15 protein-coding genes are annotated in these 18102 nt (G+C 41.2%); 4 read left to right on the top strand and 11 right to left on the bottom strand.

Annotated elements, in window-relative coordinates; translation table 11 throughout:
* Window positions 1-5: 5 nt before the first annotated feature.
* From R3E32_16915 to R3E32_16930, 4 genes are all read right to left on the bottom strand, one after another.
* The gene (locus R3E32_16915; protein ID MEZ4886420.1) at window positions 6-815 is read right to left on the bottom strand and encodes a DUF1080 domain-containing protein; all 810 of its coding nucleotides are present in this window, start codon (window positions 813-815) and stop codon (window positions 6-8) included.
* Window positions 816-958: 143 nt separating this feature from the next.
* The gene (locus R3E32_16920) at window positions 959-1780 is read right to left on the bottom strand and encodes a cytochrome c (GenBank protein ID MEZ4886421.1); all 822 of its coding nucleotides are present in this window, start codon (window positions 1778-1780) and stop codon (window positions 959-961) included.
* A 149-nt stretch (window positions 1781-1929) separates the two neighbouring features.
* The gene (locus R3E32_16925) at window positions 1930-5403 is read right to left on the bottom strand and encodes a T9SS type A sorting domain-containing protein (protein ID MEZ4886422.1); all 3474 of its coding nucleotides are present in this window, start codon (window positions 5401-5403) and stop codon (window positions 1930-1932) included.
* Between the two features lie 384 nt (window positions 5404-5787).
* Window positions 5788-6588, bottom strand: a complete 801-nt coding sequence (locus R3E32_16930; GenBank protein ID MEZ4886423.1) for a hypothetical protein — start codon at window positions 6586-6588, stop codon at window positions 5788-5790.
* Window positions 6589-6695: 107 nt separating this feature from the next.
* Between R3E32_16930 and R3E32_16935 the strand changes: the two genes are divergently transcribed.
* From R3E32_16935 to dapA, 3 genes are all read left to right on the top strand, one after another.
* Entirely contained in the window at window positions 6696-7649 is a 954-nt protein-coding gene (locus R3E32_16935) for an acetyl-CoA carboxylase carboxyltransferase subunit alpha (GenBank protein ID MEZ4886424.1), read from the top strand.
* A 121-nt stretch (window positions 7650-7770) separates the two neighbouring features.
* Window positions 7771-8301: a hypothetical protein gene (locus tag R3E32_16940; GenBank protein MEZ4886425.1), complete on the top strand. Its 531-nt coding sequence runs from the start codon at window positions 7771-7773 to the stop codon at window positions 8299-8301.
* Complete coding sequence (dapA, locus tag R3E32_16945) at window positions 8298-9179, top strand: 4-hydroxy-tetrahydrodipicolinate synthase (protein ID MEZ4886426.1); 882 nt, start codon at window positions 8298-8300, stop codon at window positions 9177-9179. Before R3E32_16940 ends, dapA begins: the two co-directional genes overlap by 4 nt.
* Here the strand turns inward: dapA and R3E32_16950 are convergent.
* From R3E32_16950 to R3E32_16980, 7 genes are all read right to left on the bottom strand, one after another.
* Window positions 9174-9485, bottom strand: a complete 312-nt coding sequence (locus R3E32_16950) for a hypothetical protein (GenBank protein ID MEZ4886427.1) — start codon at window positions 9483-9485, stop codon at window positions 9174-9176. The two genes, dapA and R3E32_16950, sit on opposite strands and share 6 nt — an antisense overlap.
* A 236-nt stretch (window positions 9486-9721) precedes the next feature.
* Window positions 9722-10486, bottom strand: a complete 765-nt coding sequence (locus tag R3E32_16955; protein MEZ4886428.1) for a hypothetical protein — start codon at window positions 10484-10486, stop codon at window positions 9722-9724.
* A 146-nt stretch (window positions 10487-10632) separates the two neighbouring features.
* A complete protein-coding gene (locus R3E32_16960; GenBank protein ID MEZ4886429.1) occupies window positions 10633-10875 on the bottom strand; it encodes a hypothetical protein in 243 nt (80 codons plus the stop codon).
* 98 nt (window positions 10876-10973) lie between these two features.
* Window positions 10974-11339, bottom strand: a complete 366-nt coding sequence (locus tag R3E32_16965) for a DUF1801 domain-containing protein (protein MEZ4886430.1) — start codon at window positions 11337-11339, stop codon at window positions 10974-10976.
* A gap of 72 nt (window positions 11340-11411) precedes the next feature.
* Complete coding sequence (locus R3E32_16970) at window positions 11412-14780, bottom strand: ThuA domain-containing protein (GenBank protein MEZ4886431.1); 3369 nt, start codon at window positions 14778-14780, stop codon at window positions 11412-11414.
* A 64-nt stretch (window positions 14781-14844) separates the two neighbouring features.
* A complete protein-coding gene (gene lptB / locus R3E32_16975; GenBank protein MEZ4886432.1) occupies window positions 14845-15582 on the bottom strand; it encodes an LPS export ABC transporter ATP-binding protein in 738 nt (245 codons plus the stop codon).
* Between the two features lie 239 nt (window positions 15583-15821).
* Window positions 15822-16571 carry a glycosyltransferase family 2 protein gene (locus R3E32_16980; protein MEZ4886433.1) on the bottom strand — a complete coding sequence of 250 codons (750 nt, stop codon included), beginning with the start codon at window positions 16569-16571 and terminating at the stop codon, window positions 15822-15824.
* A 275-nt stretch (window positions 16572-16846) separates the two neighbouring features.
* Between R3E32_16980 and fahA the strand changes: the two genes are divergently transcribed.
* Window positions 16847-18097 carry a fumarylacetoacetase gene (gene fahA / locus R3E32_16985; GenBank protein ID MEZ4886434.1) on the top strand — a complete coding sequence of 417 codons (1251 nt, stop codon included), beginning with the start codon at window positions 16847-16849 and terminating at the stop codon, window positions 18095-18097.
* The last annotated feature ends 5 nt before the right edge of the window (window positions 18098-18102 follow it).

Below are 18102 nucleotides of genomic sequence, written 5' to 3' on the forward strand. Positions count from 1 at the left end.
ATTTTCTAAAGTTCCCTCACCCAAACATTCCGATACCGCACCAAATCACCATGATCCTGCAAGCGCAAAGGCATTTTTTCGGGATGTGGAAAATAACTTGCCTTGCCGATATAAGCCGTTGGGCCTTTGAGCTCTGTATGATTCTGAATCAGCACGCCATTGTGAAAAGCCGTCACGTAAGCAGGACTTTCGAGGCTGCCGTCTTTTTTGAATTTTGGGGCGGTGAACACGATGTCGTATTGCTGCCATTCACCAGGGCGGCGAGAAGCATTGACCAACGGAATATGTTGTTTGTAGATACTACCCGCCTGACCATTCGAGTAGGTTTTATTGTCGTAGCAGTTCAACACCTGCATTTCGTAGAGGCCCATCATAAAAATGCCACTGTTGCTATACCCTTGTCCTTCTTTTCCAACATCTTGCGGACTCAGCCATTCGATGTGTAATTGGAAATCACCAAATTTTTGTTTGGTTTCGATTGCGCCTGTGCCGGGTTTGACGGTAAACTGTCCGTCCTCTACCGTCCAGTCCGCTTCGGGATGCGCATAGGTTTCGTCCAATTGTTCGACATCCGCTTGCATTTCCTTCACCGTCCCTTTTTCGTGTAGAAACTGCGGTTTTTGCCATTGCGAAAGGTCTGTTCCATCAAACAAAACAATCGCATCAGAAGGCGCACTGCTAAACGCATGAATACCACCATTTACCATTGCAGGAACGGGTTCCCAAACTTCAGTTGCTTTTGGGTCGGTGCTTTCTTGAGCCATTGCAGTCAAGTAAAAAAGGAATAAAACAGTAGTATAAATGGAAAATTTCATAGAAAGAACAATTTAATTTTGATGTAAATATTTTAGATGGCTAAGTAGTCAGCCATATTTATCTTAACAATTAAAATTTCTCAAACAACTGTTTATCAGTGTGTTTTTTCATTTTAATTTTAATTTTAATTTTGATTTACTGTTTATTTTTCAGCAATTTTAAATCCCTTCATCACCTCCAAATAATTGTAAATCAAGTCCAATTTTTCATCGGACAACGGAATTGAGTGCATTTTGCTGTTGTAGCGAAACGCCTGAGGATTTTTGATAAAGGCAAACATAAACTCTTTGCTTCTGTATTCGGTGATGTTTTGAGGGTAATTCAGTTCTGGTCCCAAATCCCCCCCCTCTTTGTTTACCGAATGACACTTCATACACATCTTTTCATAGAGTTTGAATCCATTGGACAACAGGCTGTCTTCCTTCACTTTTTGTGGCAGCAGTTTGTCGTAGTTGAAGCCTATCAACTCTACCCTCATTGAAGTCACACCATACGGATTGATCAAATCCTTGTTCGGCTCATCAGTTTTCCACGTCACATAATAGGGCGGAATTCTTTTGCGTATGCTATCGGGCCATGCCTTCAAATCTTCCTCACCTTGATGGGTAATGTAGCCTTCCTCATGAAGTGCATTAACCAAAGGTATAGAAGGTTTGTATCCATCTGTGCAGACAAATGTAAGCTGCAAATTGTCCATACCCTCGAGCTTCAAAGAGTCAATAATGGGCTTCAATGGAAAACCTCGAAAAGTAATGGGTTCGGTGAAAAAATTGTCAAATTCAATCAGAACAGTCGTGTCTTTGGAATAGTGTTTCACCTCATCTATGCTTACTTCAAAAGGAATTTCTCTTTTTTCAATCGTCTTCTCTATCGCTTTTGAAGCAGTATAAACAGTTTGGTTTTGAGTGCAAGCAGCAAAGAGAACAATTAGGAATGTAATGGAATAGAGTAGATTTTTCGACATTTTAGCAGTGATTTTGTTCTTCCAAAGCTACGGTTTTTTGTCCAAAATTTCCATTTGAATTGTTTCTAAAAGACTGTAAAAACAAAAAACCTGCAAACGCCATAGAAGCATTTGCAGGTTTTCTTTCCTCTTTTTTCTTGCGTCTAAAATCAATATTTCACCACCTTGCGTGTCAACTCATTGTCCTCTGTTTTGAGTTTCAAGAAATACACCCCAGAAGGAGCATCTTCTAATTGAACATCAAATTGGTTTTGACCACTCACGAGGTTCACAGTTCGACTTTGCAGCAATTGACCGACAGTATTGTAAATTTCTAAAGTAGTCGTCAAAGACTTCAATGCCTCTATCTTCACTTCAAAATTACCGTAGTTTGGATTCGGAATCACCTGAGCATCAAAGCCAAAATCCTGCAAAGTTTCGATACCCGTCACACCATCTACTTCAATATTGTCAATAAACAAGTTGTTGCCTCGACGATGCACATTCACAAAACGCACCAATACGGTTTGTCCTTCAAAAATAGACAAATCAATCGTTTCGGTTCGCCATTGAGTAGCAGTTGGCACAAAAGCCCCCGATTGATTCGGCACTGTGTTCAGTTCTTCCCGTTCTTTGTCATATACCGTAAAAGTCTGAGTACTTCCACAAGCTTGCACCTCCACAATTAAGCGGTTGAACTGATTGTTGCTCTTGCCCGTACTTGCCACCTCAAAACTTAGACTTGCATTGACAATCGTTGTCAAATCCAATTCCATCGTCATATTATCCCTCGAATTGAAGGAAGCACTCAAATTGTTTTCAATCCACATAGCACCGCTATGTCCTGCCAAACCCAAACGATGCGCCCACAAGAGTCCATCTTCTTGAGGATTTTCGATATATACTTTCTTTGTATCCAAGGTTTGATTGAAGTTTTCGCTAATAGGATAGGTATAGTTTTCGAGAATCGTAGCAGGAATGTCAATCAATTCGGCATCAATACAGCCCAAATCATCGGTCACAATCAGTACATACGTACCCGCACTTGCATTCTGCAAACTAGGCGTTGTGATGCCATTGCCCCAATCATAATACACTGTGCCTTCGCCACCTGTAATACTTACTTCAATGCTTCCATCATCCGAATCAGAACAAGAAGCAGGTTTCACTTCAATATCTGCAATACCCAAAGCAGAATTGATGACCGCCTCCACACTTCGTCTGCAAAAAGTGGCATCCGTCACCAAAGCTCGATAAACACCTCCATCCAAAAACTCCAATTTGTCGGTCGTTGCGCCATTTTCCCACAAAATATTATAAGGTTCTACACCACCCGAAATCACCAATTCCACACTTCCATTGCTACCCGATTGACAGCCAATATCACTGATAATAGTTTCTACTTCAAAACTATTCTCTGCATAATTGACCATATCAATTTCCCAAAGTCCACGCCCATAAGTAGCCGCCCGAAGCTTGCCATCACAGGGCAATAGTTCCAATTCTGCTACCCGCACATTCGGAAAACCGTCCATCAAAGGAGCCCAATCTTCCATCGTATTGTCTTTGTAATACACCCCTACGGTCATTCCCACATAGATGGTTTCTTCGCTACCGCCTTGATAAGCAACTGTCAAAGCAGGAATCTCAGGCAATGTTCCCGAAATTTCCGTCCAAGTATTCCCCGCATCTTCCGACATAAAAACGCCTCTTCCCTGAGCCGTCCAAAGGATTTCAGGATTAGATGGATGTATCGCTATTCCTGACAAAAAACCACGTCCACTCACTCCAATGGTTTTCCAATTTTCACCACCATCTTTGGTCACAAACAATCGGTTGCCATCACTCGCATAAATGTAATTGTCGGCATCAGAAGGAGCAGCTGCAATAAATTCCATAGTGCTACCAGAAGTCAATATACCAGAAATATTCTCCCATGCAGTGCCTCTATTCGTTGTTTTCCAAACACTTTGATAACCTGCATAAAAGACATCGGGTTTGGTAGGATGTTGAATATAGGGCGTTGTCCAATTCCCACTTTCACCCGTAGTAGAAGAACTGATAAAACCACTATCTTGCCCATTGTCATACCTCCGAATTGTCCCGTTCTGATAGGAATAAGTGCGCCAATTTTCGTTGGTATAGTCCACAATACATTCCATACCATCGCCTCCGCCAAAGTCTTGCCACTCAGTGCCTTGATATAGCATCGTTCCGTTGTCCTGCGAACCAGCCAAAATGATGTTGGGGTTAGTTGTCGAGCCGCCCATTCGATAATATTCAGTGATTCCAAGCCCATTGCTGATGCGTGTGAAACTGCTACCCGAATTCGCAGAACGATAAAGTCCTCCATCTGATGCTACATACAAATCACCTGTTTGTGGGTGAAACTCTATATCGTGAATATCCACATGCACCCAGTCCCCTCCTGCAAAATTGATGTTCTGCCAACTATCGCCTCCATTGTTGGAACGAAGTAGTTCTACTTCTCCAAGAAATACTTGGTTGGGATTAGTAGGAGAAACCGCTAATGCCAAATCATACCAACTCTGTCCTGAAAACAAGCCAGGATCCTCATTCCCTCTTAGTTCAAAGCTCAATCCTCCATTCGTTGAACGGTACAAACCTCTGAAAGTATAACTCAATGCACTGTCAAATTCGTTTCGGTTTCTACCGATGACGATATAAACATAATCGGGATTCGCTGGCGTGACTGCAATCATTTTCCGACCAATACCTCCTGTTGGCAGTCCTTCTGTAACGTGCGTCCAAATAACCCCGCCATCTACGGATCGCAAAAATCCTGTGCCACCATTGCCGCAAGCATATACTGTATTGAAGTCACCAGGCTTAAACAAGATGTCTTCAATCGTTCCTGTAATCATTCGCTCCCAATTATCCCCAGCATCCTCAGTGCGGTAAAGACCAAATGAGGTGGCAGCCAATATGATATCGGGATTTTCAGGATTCATCAATAGCTCATTGATAAACTGTCCATCACCCGTAGTAGGCAATACCACTTCCCAATCAATACCTGCATTGGTAGTTTTCACAATTCCAAAAGAGGGTGACGTAGCACCGTTTCCATCGCCATCGCCTGTTGCCATATACATAATGTCGGGGTTGGCCGGATGAATCACCATATCCGAAACCCCCAAACTCGGTAAATCGTCAGTCGTTGGATTCCAACTGTTTCCCGCATCTCTCGAACGCCACAATCCCCCACTCGAAGAACCTCCGTACAAAATACTATTATTAGTAGGATGAAAAGTGATACTATTTAGTCGTCCAATTCCTGTTGAAGTAGGCAACACGGGGCCTATGTGCGTCCAAGCCACTTGACTTTTTTTCGTCTGGTTTCTTTTTTGATAATCCTGCACTTCCTGTGCTTCATGGCTACGGTGAATGTATCCTTTTGTATCAGTATAGGGCATCACCAATTTTTTCCATCGGTGAAACTGTTTGAACCCCTTTCCCTTCTGGTATTCTCTATCACCCCAATATGCATTGAAGGCTGCTTCTACTTCAAATACATTTACATTGGGTTCACACATCAATTCAACCCAATCCTTGCCGCTTTCCTCTTGTGCATAAACTACTGTTAAACAAGCACACAGCAATACTAAAAATAATAATTGTTTCATAGGAATTATTTTGATTAATCCAGTTCTAATTTTGGCAGGAATGTAAAAAAAAATTACGTCTGAAAAAGTCTTTTCTATATCAATCTATATATCATTCAAACACAATCGTCAGCCATTAGACAGAGTAAACTTTTGTTTGAACTTCGGATGTGTGTAACAGAATAGTTCTATTAATGTTACAAAAAAATGTACTATTTGGAAAAACAAGTTTTTTTTTGCAATATGCACGACAAACATCACCCAAAAAAAGATTTTTAAGCAGTCTTACTAAAAAAAGTGACCTTCAATATAAATATTCGTCTTAAATTTGAGTTGAGTGTAGTGATTTAAAGATTTTTGAGGGTAGGACATTAGTTGCAAAACTTGTCCTACCTTTTTTTTTGCCTATTTTTCAAGGACTGAAAAAATATCCCCTTCCTCTTTCGTTAATTCTGCTAAAGTAGTTGATCCCTTCACATCCGTCACTTCAATAGTCAATGGTCCAAGTTTATGGCTACCTGCAATTTTTGCCCCCGTAGAAAGAGTTTTCCAATCTTCCCAAGTAGCAGAAACGCCTCCAAGCGGAATAATTTTCACCCACATTTTGTAGCTTTTCGGCAAACCATTTTCATCCAATATCCACAAATAAGAATCTCCTGGCGTAACCCCTCCCGATGCATAAGTAATCATCAATCCATCTGAGCCATCTTCAAGTTGTACGATGCTGCGGCTTGTGCCGTTGTCGAATACCTTAGCAGGAGCATTGAGCCAAAAAGAATCATTTGCCCAATATCCCCAAGCCTCTTGTACCAATTTGTCATTTTCGCTTTTATCTGCAATCGCTTCTCCCGCTTTGTAGGCAACTCCTGTGACTTGATGCAAGTTGATCAATACCACATAGTCTTCCCAAACAACCTTTGTAAAATGTCGCTTTTTGTCCCAAACAAACCCATGCCTTCCTGCAAATCCCCAACTAATTGCACCTGTGCTATCCCAAGCTGTTTTATTGATGGCAGTCCATACTTTTTGTGCTAATTGGTCTGCCTCTGGTCCTGTTTGTCCTTTTGGAAGCGGTTCATTTTTAACCCAATACAGCACCAACATTGCAGCAATGAGTATGCCTAAAAAAATACCGATTCTCTTGAGCCATTTGAATTTTTTGGTAGAAGCCATGGGATGTTTGTTTAAAATTTTGATTTTATACATGACAAAATAGACAAGATTTGTGGAATTTGCGAATTTATGCTTCAATTCTTGTTTTTTTCAAGCCCGCCATTCACGAAAAAACCCTAACTTTGATAAAAAATACCCGCATGATATTTTTAGATTTTGAAGCTCCTATTGCCAGTTTGTATGAACGGCTGCAAAAAGTAAAAGAAATTGAGTCCACTGAAAAAGTGAATTTAGACAGTGCGATTAGCGACTTAGAGAAAAAAATTGAAGTAGCTAAGCACAAGGTTTACAAAAACTTAACTCGTTGGCAAAGGGTTCAACTTTCTCGGCATCCTGAACGCCCTTACACGCTTTTTTATATCCAAAATATATGTGAAAATTTCACCGAATTGCATGGTGATCGATTGTTTGGCGATGATAAAGCCATTGTAGGTGGTTTTGGGAATTTGGATGGTCAGACAGTGATGTTCATTGGACATCAGAAAGGAAAGGATACCAAAAGTCGCCAATATCGGAATTTTGGCATGGCGAATCCAGAGGGATACCGCAAGGCACTGAGATTGATGAAAATGGCAGAAAAATTCAATAAACCCATTGTTTGTTTTATGGATACGCCTGGCGCATACCCTGGCATTGAAGCCGAAGAAAGGGGTCAAGCAGAGGCGATTGCCCGCAATATGTATGAAATGGCACAATTAAAAGTGCCTGTCATTTGTATCGTTATTGGAGAAGGTGCTTCGGGAGGTGCGATTGGCATTGGTGTAGGTGATCGAATTGCGATGCTCGAAAATACTTGGTATTCTGTTATTTCGCCTGAGTCTTGTTCTTCTATTTTGTGGCGAAGTTGGGATCATAAAGAGAAAGCAGCTGAACAACTCAAATTGACAGCACCAGATATGAAAGAATTGGGATTGATAGATGAAATCATTCCTGAACCATTGGGCGGAGCGCACAACAATCCTATTGTTACAGTAAAAACGGTGAAAAGTTATATCAAACAGCAATTGGCTTATTTGATGCCGATTGAACCCAAAGTATTGGTCAAAAAACGCATTCGCAAATTTGGAGCGATGGGAAAAGTAGAGATTATCTAAGACCCATTTTTTTGCATAATTTTCTTAAAATTTAGAAATGGGAATATAAAACAAATTCCATAAATACCTGATTGCAAGTCACTTTTTAATTTTCATTCATTGCTTATCATTCTTTGATTCCATGCTAAACAAACTGCAAAAATTTTTCTACTTTCACCACCTCAAAAGTCGCTTGAAGCGACATGGGGTGCGGCATCAAGTGGTTAACTTTCAAAAAGCAAAGTATGTGGGCATTGCGTTTGACGGAACAGATGAATATGATGTGACTGCAGTCCTAAACTATGTTCACAAACTGAAAAAACGCAATTTGAAGGTAAGCATGTTGGGTTTTGTGGATGCCAATAAAATGAGTGAAAACATGAGCTATATGGCTTTTTCACGCAAAGAAATCAATTGGTACCATAAGCCAACCCATCACCATCCGATGGAGTTTACAGGCAAAGAGTTTGACATACTCATCAATGCACATACTTCCGAATCTCCTCCATTGGAGTACATTGCCACTTTTTCGAATGCAAAGTTTAGAGTAGGTCCTTATTTGGAGGACGATAAAACCTATTGTTTTGACCTGATGCTTCGTACAAAAAACGATGATTTAATAGATTTTTTAGAAGAAGTCGACCATTATTTAGAAATCCTTGACCGCTTATGAACCCTCAATTATCAGGCGTTGGAGTCGCCTTAGTTACTCCTTTCCAACAAAATGGCAGCATTGACTTTGTTGCCTATCAGCGATTGATCAACTATGTCATTGAAGGCGGGGTAGATTATGTCGTTGCGCTTGGCACAACGGGTGAATCACCCACGTTGTCGATGCAAGAGAAATATGAAGTATTGGACCGCACAGTTGAATTTGTAGCCAAACGAGTTCCTGTAATCGGTGGTTTTGGTGGCAACAATACCGATGCCGTTCTGAAGAGCATCAAGGGCTATCACTTCAACGGTATTGATGCTATTCTTTCCGTCAGCCCTGCTTATAGCAAACCTACACAAGAGGGTATTTACCAACACTATAAAGCCATTGCAGCCATCACTCCCTCACCTGTTATTCTCTACAATGTGCCAGGTCGAACTGGCTCAAATATGACCTCAGAAACTACGCTTCGTTTGGCACGAGATTTTTCAAATATCATTGCCATGAAAGAGGCATCTGGCAATTTGGTGCAGTGCATGGAGATTGTGAAAGACAATCCTCGTGAAGATTTTTTGGTGGTTTCGGGAGATGACATCATCACCTTGCCGATGATTGGGTTTGGCATGGACGGTGTTATTTCGGTCATTGCCAATGCTACTCCAAAAAATTTTTCGGACATGGTTCATGCCGCTTTGAAGGGAGATTTTGCGATGGCTCGCCGATTGCACTATCAATTGTTGGAACTCACGCAGTTGATTTTTGCAGAAAACAACCCAGGAGGGGTGAAAGCTGCTTTGAGTGTTTTGGGCATTTGTGACGAATATTTCCGTTTGCCTGTTGTGCCTGTGAGCAGCGCATTGAAGGCGAAGATTGAAGCGGCAGTGCAGCAATTATAATAGTTCTACTTCTAGTCGAACAGGCTGATGGTCACTGTATTGAAAATCCACATCAATCCCTTTCACAGTTTCCACACGGATGTTGGGCGACACCAAAAAATAGTCAATCACCGTCGTAAAAGTGCTGTCTGGTGCATACGCTTTTCGTAGGCTGCGATTGGTAGCCATTGTGCCATCATACACCCATTTCCAGCCCGCTTCGGGATAGTTTTCGGGAGATTTGATGCTTGTACCAGGAATCATGCCTTTTTTCACAAATTGATAGGGGTCAAAATCGGGCGGAATTTGGTTCCAATCTGCACCCACAATCACATAATTAGTGCCTGAACGGAAAGAGATAATTATCTGTCTATCAAAACATAACTAATGGTTAAAACAAACGAACTTTTTCCTTCAATTTTTATATTCTTATAGCAACTTGATGTTAATTTATTAGGAATTTATTGAAGGTATTGATATATGGGGAAACTTTAAAAAATTCATCTGTTTAAGTATTTAGTTACGTTTTGACATTCAATTAGTTAAGAGTTTTCGTTCAAGCACTAATTACCTTTTTTGTATTCTGTTACCAAAATATCTTTGAGGTATTCCATCTGTTGTTTTTTCAACTTTCCGCCCTTGTCATACGCCGAATTGTGGCTATTGATGATTACCAACTGCTGACTACTGCCTTCTACTTCAAATCGTTGAAACAAAAAACACCTGTCTAACATATAAAGGGATGTGGGCCAATCGTAATTTCCAGGAAACTGAAATCGGGTGTTTTCTGAGGATTTAAAACGGCTGTAGGTCGCAATTCCACTGTGAATACCACCCAACGGTTCGGTGAAAGGAATCGGAATAAACTGCACCAAAAAATTGGTCGCAAAGGCATGGTAATAGTTGGGTAAAGCAGTTTCAATGGTTTTCAATTCATTGGTATAATGACTTCGCTGTGCGCTGCTGTCAACCTCCTGCAATAGGATAAAATCTGCCGAATGTTGCTGCAATGTTTCGACAATTCCCTGCATATTTTTCTCCACCCACTTGACTTTAGGATGCACCATTTTACCCCCATCATAAAAAAAATCGGACTCTGCTCCCAGTCCTCCATAGCCAATATTCCATATCAAAAAGCTCAGTTTTTTGGACGATTCAACCACCACTTCCACCTGTGAATCAATGGGTTTGTGTTGTACAACCGTTTCTTTTACATCGGGTTGATAATCCGTTAAACCCGCATGAATCAGCAGTCCACCCAATATCAATCCCACCGCCCCTACAATCAATAAACCTACTTTGAAGACAAACTGCAATATTTGAAACATGGCTGCGTGTTTTTGGTGTTGAAAAAAAATCAAGGATGCAAAAGTAAGTAGTATAATGAAACTAAAACGAAAAAAACGCTTCATAACCAAACTCTATATAATTTCAAATTGGGCAGCTAATTTTTGGACTTGGAAAATGGAAGGTTTCAAATTGAACTATTGATTTGGTATTCCATACAAATTCTAAATTTCTGTTCCTGAAAAGTCTTCTCTTTCCAATATCTCCGAGGATTGCCGCACATAAAGCAGGAACAGGGTTTTGGCGTATTGATGACCTTCTTACTGATGGGTTCATCTTCAATGCTCCACGCTCTGCCCCAATAATTTTTCCGTTTGTTCAACAATCTTGCTCGGTGATGCCTTCTAATGGCTCTTTGGTAGGTTTTCAATGCAGTTGTGTTTTTTTTTAAGGATTTCCTTCAACTCCAAAAATAAACTATTTCAGTACATATTATTTCACTGTAAGGTTTTTTTAGGACGACTCACCCTAAACCTTAACCGTCCCATCCTTATACAATTCCAAAGCCTGTCCCAGTATCTCTTCAATCAATTCCACTTCCAAATCCTCTCTCGGATTCACCCTCAAAATCTTCATTCTCGACCGATTCCCCTGCTCCAAAAGTCGATGTTCAATTCGATTTCCCTCCACAATTCCGATGTAAGGTTCACCCGTTTTTTTGTCTGTCCACAAATAGCAAAACATCTTTTGTTTGTAGCAAAAAAACGGCATTCGATACTTCCATGCAGCGGTAATATTTACATCCAAATCTAAAATAATGGACTTCAATGCCAAAAAGCAACTTTTTGTGGGTTCTTCTAAATTGGCGTAAAATTCTTCTATGGGTTTAAGCATTATTTATGGAGTTTAACTTTCAAAAATTTCTCTTTCACTCTTAAAATTCGTTCTAAATCAATTTTCTATGACTTAAAGCTCAAACTCCACCCAATCCAATCTCGTTATATCTCGTTGACTTCCTTCATTGCGAAACACAAAAAACAAATCCCCCATTGAAGTATCAGCAGGCACCTCAATTGGCATCGCCAAAGTCTCCAGTTCTGTACCTTCCTTTACATTCACCACCACATTGCCCAGTAGAGGCCCATCTGCACTCCCCAAATGTAGTTCTACACGACCGCCATCCACATCATTTTTGTCCACCATCAAATTCAGTTTCAATTCCTTCACATCTGTCAAGTCAATGTCTTTGAAGCAGATAAAAGCACCATTTCGCAAACGTTGAACCGATTGATACGACTTCCAAGGATCACGATTTGGTAGGGCAATATTGGTACTATCATAACTTTCTGCTTGTATCTTTGGATGGCGCAGCATGAGTGTTTCAAAAACCGTATTGCAAGCGATTCCGTCGACTGCTACATCTGTGTAAGACGCATTGAAGTAATAAGTACCATTTTCGCCCTTTTCCAAATGTTTCTTTGCCGTATAAGTACCTTGCAGGGGAGTCGGTGCTTTTTCACCTTCCTGATTGGCCAAACCCAAGATATAATCTGCAATCGTCAAAGCCTCGTCTAAACTCAAAGCAGGATTTGCAGACATCACCTGTTCACCCCAAGCACCATTGCCACCTTTGATAATTTTTTCGGAAAGGTACATTTGTCTTCCTTTCATATCCTTGTAGCGTTTCCCCACCATTTTGTAGCTCGGTCCCACGGACTGCTTCTCTACATTATGGCATGATAGGCAGTTATTTGCCTCAATCAATTGCTGCGCCAATACAGCTCCCGAAGCCTTTTGGTGTCCTTTCGCAATTTCCGTTTTGTCCGTTCCCTCCTTCAAAAAATCAAAGTTCACCACCAAACGTTTGCCATCAATCACCTCATCCTCCGCATCTTCAATCTTGATTTGGTATTGAATCGGGCGGTTGTCCCAATAAAACGTACGGTTGCCTGCAATCTGCCATTCAAGACTTGGACTATCATTGCCAACCTTGATTTCCGTTCTCGCAAGAGCCGTATTGCCTTTAGAGTCAGTCACTTTTAGAAGAGGCCTGTAAACACCCGCTTTTTGGAAGGTGAATTGAGGATTCGCTTCAAAGGATTGAAACTGAGATTCGGAGTCGAATTTCCACGCAAAAGTCAATTCATCTCCATCTGCATCCTTGCTTTTTGCAGATGAAAACTGAACAGTCAAAGGTACACCACCTGTCTTTTTATCTACTTCAATGACCGCCTTTGGAGGAATATTTCCTCGATGGTAGTCAATACGAACCAGACGGGCATCTTCGTTTTTGGAGAACCAAAGCGAACCATATTCTAACAGATAAATACGCCCATCTTTGGCAATCAGCATGTCCATGATATTGTTGAATTCAGTGTTGGGCATGAAGGTTTCCATACCTTTATAGTCCCCTTCTGCATTCATAGTCACAGGATTGATCCAACCCCGCATCCAATCGTAGGCAAACAATTTGCCATCATAATAATCGGGAATTTTGTACTCCCCTGTGTAGTTCTCTGCATGATAAACAGGACCTGCCATTGCATTTCTGCCTCCCTTGCCGACCAGTGGAAATTCTTTGGATTTGGCATAGGGATACCAAATAAAAGCTTTTTGGGCAGGCGGTAAGTTTTGAATGCCTGTGTTGTTGGGGGAATCGTTGAGAGGATTTTCGGCGTCATTTTTTTCACCCGAAGTTTTGGTCGCAAAATCATAGCGGTAATACGCCTTGTTATCACCCACAAACAAAGGCCAACCAAAAAAGCCCGCTTTTCGTGCCTGATTTATCTCATCGTGTCCTCTTGGGCCTCGGTTTTCGCCATCTTCACCCGCATCAGGTCCTACTTCTCCCCAATACAAATAATCGGTGCGGCTGTCAATCGAAATGCGGAAAGGATTGCGGCAACCCATCACATAAATTTCGGGGCGACCTTTTGAGCCATCCTTCGGAAACAAATTACCGTCTGGAATGGTGTAGGTGCCGTCTGCTTGTGGGGTAATTCTCAGAATTTTGCCCCGCAAATCTTGGCTGTTCGCACTCGAACCCCTTGCGTCAAAAGGCGCACGTCCAGGACGACCATCCGAAGGGCTAAATCCGTTTGACTCAAAAGGATTGGTATTGTCGCCTGTCGATAAAAACAAATTGCCGTGGGTGTCAAACTCTACAGAACCTCCTACGTGACAACATTCGTCACGCTGTACTTTCACTTCTAATAGCACTATTTCCGACTCCAAGTCTATTTTGCCATCCACAAACTCAAAGCGAGACAATAAATTGACTGGCTCCTCTCCTTTCGGCGAATAATATAGGTAGAGCCAATGATTTTCGCTGAAATTGGGGTCGAGTGCAATGCCTTGCAAACCGTCTTCTTGTTCGGTGTGAACATCAAGGTGGTTGATTATTTTGCTGTCTTGCAAAGCAGGATCATAGAGTTTGACATTTCCTTTGCGCTCTGTAAAAATAATTTTGCCATCGGGCAGGATATCAAGTTCCATTGGTTCTTCCAAAAAATCATCTAAAACCACTTTCGCAAAACGTGCTTCATCGGGCAGTCGGTGTGATTTCGCTTTGCGGTAATCCAGTTTTCGATCCTTGCCCATCGCATACAAAATGCCTTCCCAGCAGTGTTTCAACAAGTTTTCATCACTAAAGCCTTCCATTGTATGCCCCAATGCGGTATAAAAAGCCCGCCCGCCATCATACTCGTGCCACCAAGCCATCGGGTGATTGTCGCCATTCTTCCCGCCTTCATAAGAAGATTCATCAATCTTCATGATTACATTGATATCTTCACTGATATTTTTGAAGTTGTACCATTCGTGGGTCAATTTCCACGGATTCGGCAAGTGTTTGCAGGAAGCGTGATTGGGGTCTGTTACGACCAAATTAGCATCTTGTATTTTTGGATGGCTATCGAAATAAGCTCCTACCATTTTGCCATACCATTCCCAATTGTATTCGGTATCGCTTGCAGAATGTATGCCCATATAACCACCGCCCGCCTGTATGTAGCGTTCAAAGTCAGCTTGTTGTTTGAAGTCCAATACATCTCCTGTTGTATTCAAAAACACCACTGCTGCGAATTGCCGCAAACTATCTTCTGTGAAATAATCGGCATTTTCAGTTGCTACTACTACAATATTATTGTCTGCGCCCAATTTTTGAAGGGCAGCTACTCCTACTTCAATCGAAGCATGGCGAAATCCTGCTGTTTTGGAAAAAACGAGGATTTTATTTTCTGGTTTGAAAACGTCTGAAGGATGGTTATAGCTGCAATTGGAGAAAAATAGGCAGCAAGACATAAGGGAAAAAATGGAAAGTAGTCGTTTGGTCATAGTGTTTGTTTTTTACGATGACCAAAAATAGTGAAAAAAAGATAAGGTTTGCGGCTAAATCTAATTAGAATATCTTACTTGGTCTATGGACATAATTTTCGCTCAAATATTTAGACCGCACAACAGGGTCGTCAGCAGCTTCTTGAGGCGTTCCTGCAAAAAACATATTTCCTTCACTTAAAATATACACTCTCTCGGTAATAGCTAAGGTTTCATGTACGTTGTGGTCGGTAATGATAACTCCAATACCTTTGAATTTTAGTTGGGCAACAATTTTTTGGATGTCTTCTACTGCAATCGGGTCAACTCCTGCAAAAGGTTCGTCCAATAGAATAAATTTGGGATCAACAGACAATGCCCTTGCAATCTCTGTTCGCCGTCGTTCTCCACCACTCAATACATTACCTGGGCTGTCTTTCACATGCTCCAAGCTAAATTCGTCCAAGAGCGTAGCCAATTTTATTGCCTGCTCTTTTTTGGTCAGCGTCGTCATTTCCAGCACTGCGGCAATGTTGTCCGACACCGAAAGGCTGCGAAAAACGGAGGCTTCTTGCGGCAAATATCCAATGCCCAATCTGGCTCGTCTATACATCGGAAGATTGGTAATCTCTTGTTTGTCCAAAAAAATACGCCCACTATCGGGTTTTATCAAGCCTACAATCATGTAAAAATTGGTGGTTTTGCCAGCACCATTAGGTCCCAATAAACCCACAATTTCGCCTTGTTGTACTTGTACGGATACTTTATTGACAACAGTTCGTTTGCCGTATTTTTTGACCAAATTTTCTGAACGGAGTAGCATGGGAATGACGGTTGAATTGTTTGATTGCTAAATTGCTGAGCAATTCCAATAATATAAGTTCCTCAATAGCATAAAGACTTTTGTAGTTTTCTGTTGATAGAATATTGATTTTCTTACTTCTGATACATTTTTTAAGTGAAACTACAAAAGTCTAAATCGGGATTTTATTTTATTTGGTATTACTGAAACATTACTGTCAATAAAAATAACGAATTGAAGTAGAATAAAGTTGGTTCTTCCTATTTTTCTTGTCTTTCTTTTCTCTGCAATTCCATCAACTTAATTTGCTGCAAATAAGTATAATCCGCCAATGATTTTGCAATCACAAAACCATAAAAGCCATCCAAAAAACCTCGCCTCAACCAATAAATGGTGAGGAACTTAATAAAGGGTTTGAAGAAAATAATCAGCCAATTGGTTCTTTTGCCTTGCTCAAACAAATACTTTGCTGAAGCAGATGTTAAACTATTGACCGACTTGATTCTATCTTCAATATTGTCATCGGAATAGTGCAACAAATCTCCCTTCAATTTTCCCAAACTCGCTCCTTCAATAGGTTCAATGCGGTCGTGAGGAGTTGTGCCAGTACACACGGCTTTTCGGCGGTCAAAAAAGCGCATTTTGGGGTCGGGATACCATGCACCATATCGAATCCACTGCCCTCCAATACCATTCAAACGGTTTACCGTATAGCAGTCATATTGCCAATCTCTTTTTGCAGTCAATATACTTTCTTCCAATTCTTTAGACACACATTCATCCGCATCCAAAGCCAAGATACAATCGTATTTTGCCTGCTCAACTGCAAAGCCTCTCTGCTCAATATAGCCTTCAAAGGGATGCTCCAAAATACGTGCGCCTTTAGATACTGCAATCGCCACTGTATCATCGGTAGAATATGAATCCACCACCAAGATTTCATCTGCAATATGCTGCACCGAATCCAAGCACCGAGCAATATTGACAGCCTCATTGAAGGTAATCACCACAACGGACAATTTTTGCGTGTTGATGTGTTTGTGTGTTAAAGTGTTGATGTTTTGTTTGTGTTAAGGTGTTATGTTTTTTTGTGTTGAAACAGTGTGGTATTGATACTCAAAATTTTATTCCTTTGTATTCCCTCTATCTGTCTCTCCATTCAAAAATTTCTCTATGCTTTTGTGCCTCCATGCTCTAATACCAAACTATACCAACTAACTTCTAACAATTCAATTAAGTGTCATTGATTGCTTAATTTTGCAGTTCAAAAGTAAACAAAAAAAACATGACTCAAAATAAACAATCTTGGATAGAAGTAGCTCCCAATTCTGATTTTTCAATACACAATCTTCCTTACGGAATTTTTGAAGTAAAAGGGCGAGGACCAAGAGCAGGTGTAGCGATTGGAGATTCCATTTTGGACTTATATGCAGTAGCTCGTTTGGGTTTGTTGGATGATTTGAACATTCCTTCCTCTGTTTTTCAGCAATCAGTTTTGAATGATTTCATTGCATTGGGGAAAGCCTATTGGACGAGTTTGCGGGCAAGATTGACCGAACTTTTATCGGCTGACAATCAAGAATTGAGGCCTCATACAGATAGCGTTTTGGTGGATAGACATTCGGCTAAAATGCATCTGCCTGTGAATGTGGGTGATTATACTGATTTTTATTCGAGCAAAGAACACGCTACTAATGTGGGAATCATGTTTCGTGGTGCTGACAATGCGCTCATGCCCAACTGGAAACACCTACCTGTGGGCTATCATGGTCGGGCTTCTTCCATCATTGTGTCTGGAACACCTGTTCGCCGCCCCAAAGGTCAAACAAAAGCAGCAGATGCAGAGACTCCGACTTTTGGCCCTTCTCGTTTATTGGATTTTGAACTGGAAACGGCGTTTATTGTCGGAAAAAATACAGCTTTGGGTGAGTCTATTCCAATTGCAGAAGCAGAGGATGCCATTTTTGGGGTAGTTTTGTTCAATGATTGGTCGGCTCGGGATATTCAAGGTTGGGAATATGTGCCATTGGGTCCTTTTTTGGGCAAAAGTTTTGCATCTTCTATCTCACCGTGGATTGTGACTATTGAAGCACTTGCTCCTTTTAGAATTGAAAATTATCCACAAGACCTGCCTGTTTTACCTTACCTTCAATCACCTGCCAACAAGCGATTTGATGTGAATCTGGAAGTGGCTATCAAACCCAAAAACAGCGAGGAAAAGGTGGTTTGTCGTTCCAATTTCAAATACATGTACTGGAATATGCCGCAGCAATTGGCACATCATACGGTCAATGGCTGCAATATGAAAGTGGGTGATATGTGTGGTAGTGGAACGATTAGTGGCACAACGCCTGATAGCTTTGGTTCGATGCTCGAACTGACTTGGAGAGGTGCAAACCCAATGGAAATGCCCGATGGATCTACCCGTAAATTTATCAATGATTACGATACAGTCATTATGCGGGGTTTTGCAGAAAAGGACGGGGTTCGGGTTGGTTTTGGAGAAGTGAGTGGAGAGGTGTTACCTGCTGTTTAGGGGTT

The organism is Chitinophagales bacterium (assembly GCA_041392475.1).
Taxonomy (GTDB): domain Bacteria; phylum Bacteroidota; class Bacteroidia; order Chitinophagales; family UBA2359; genus JAUHXA01.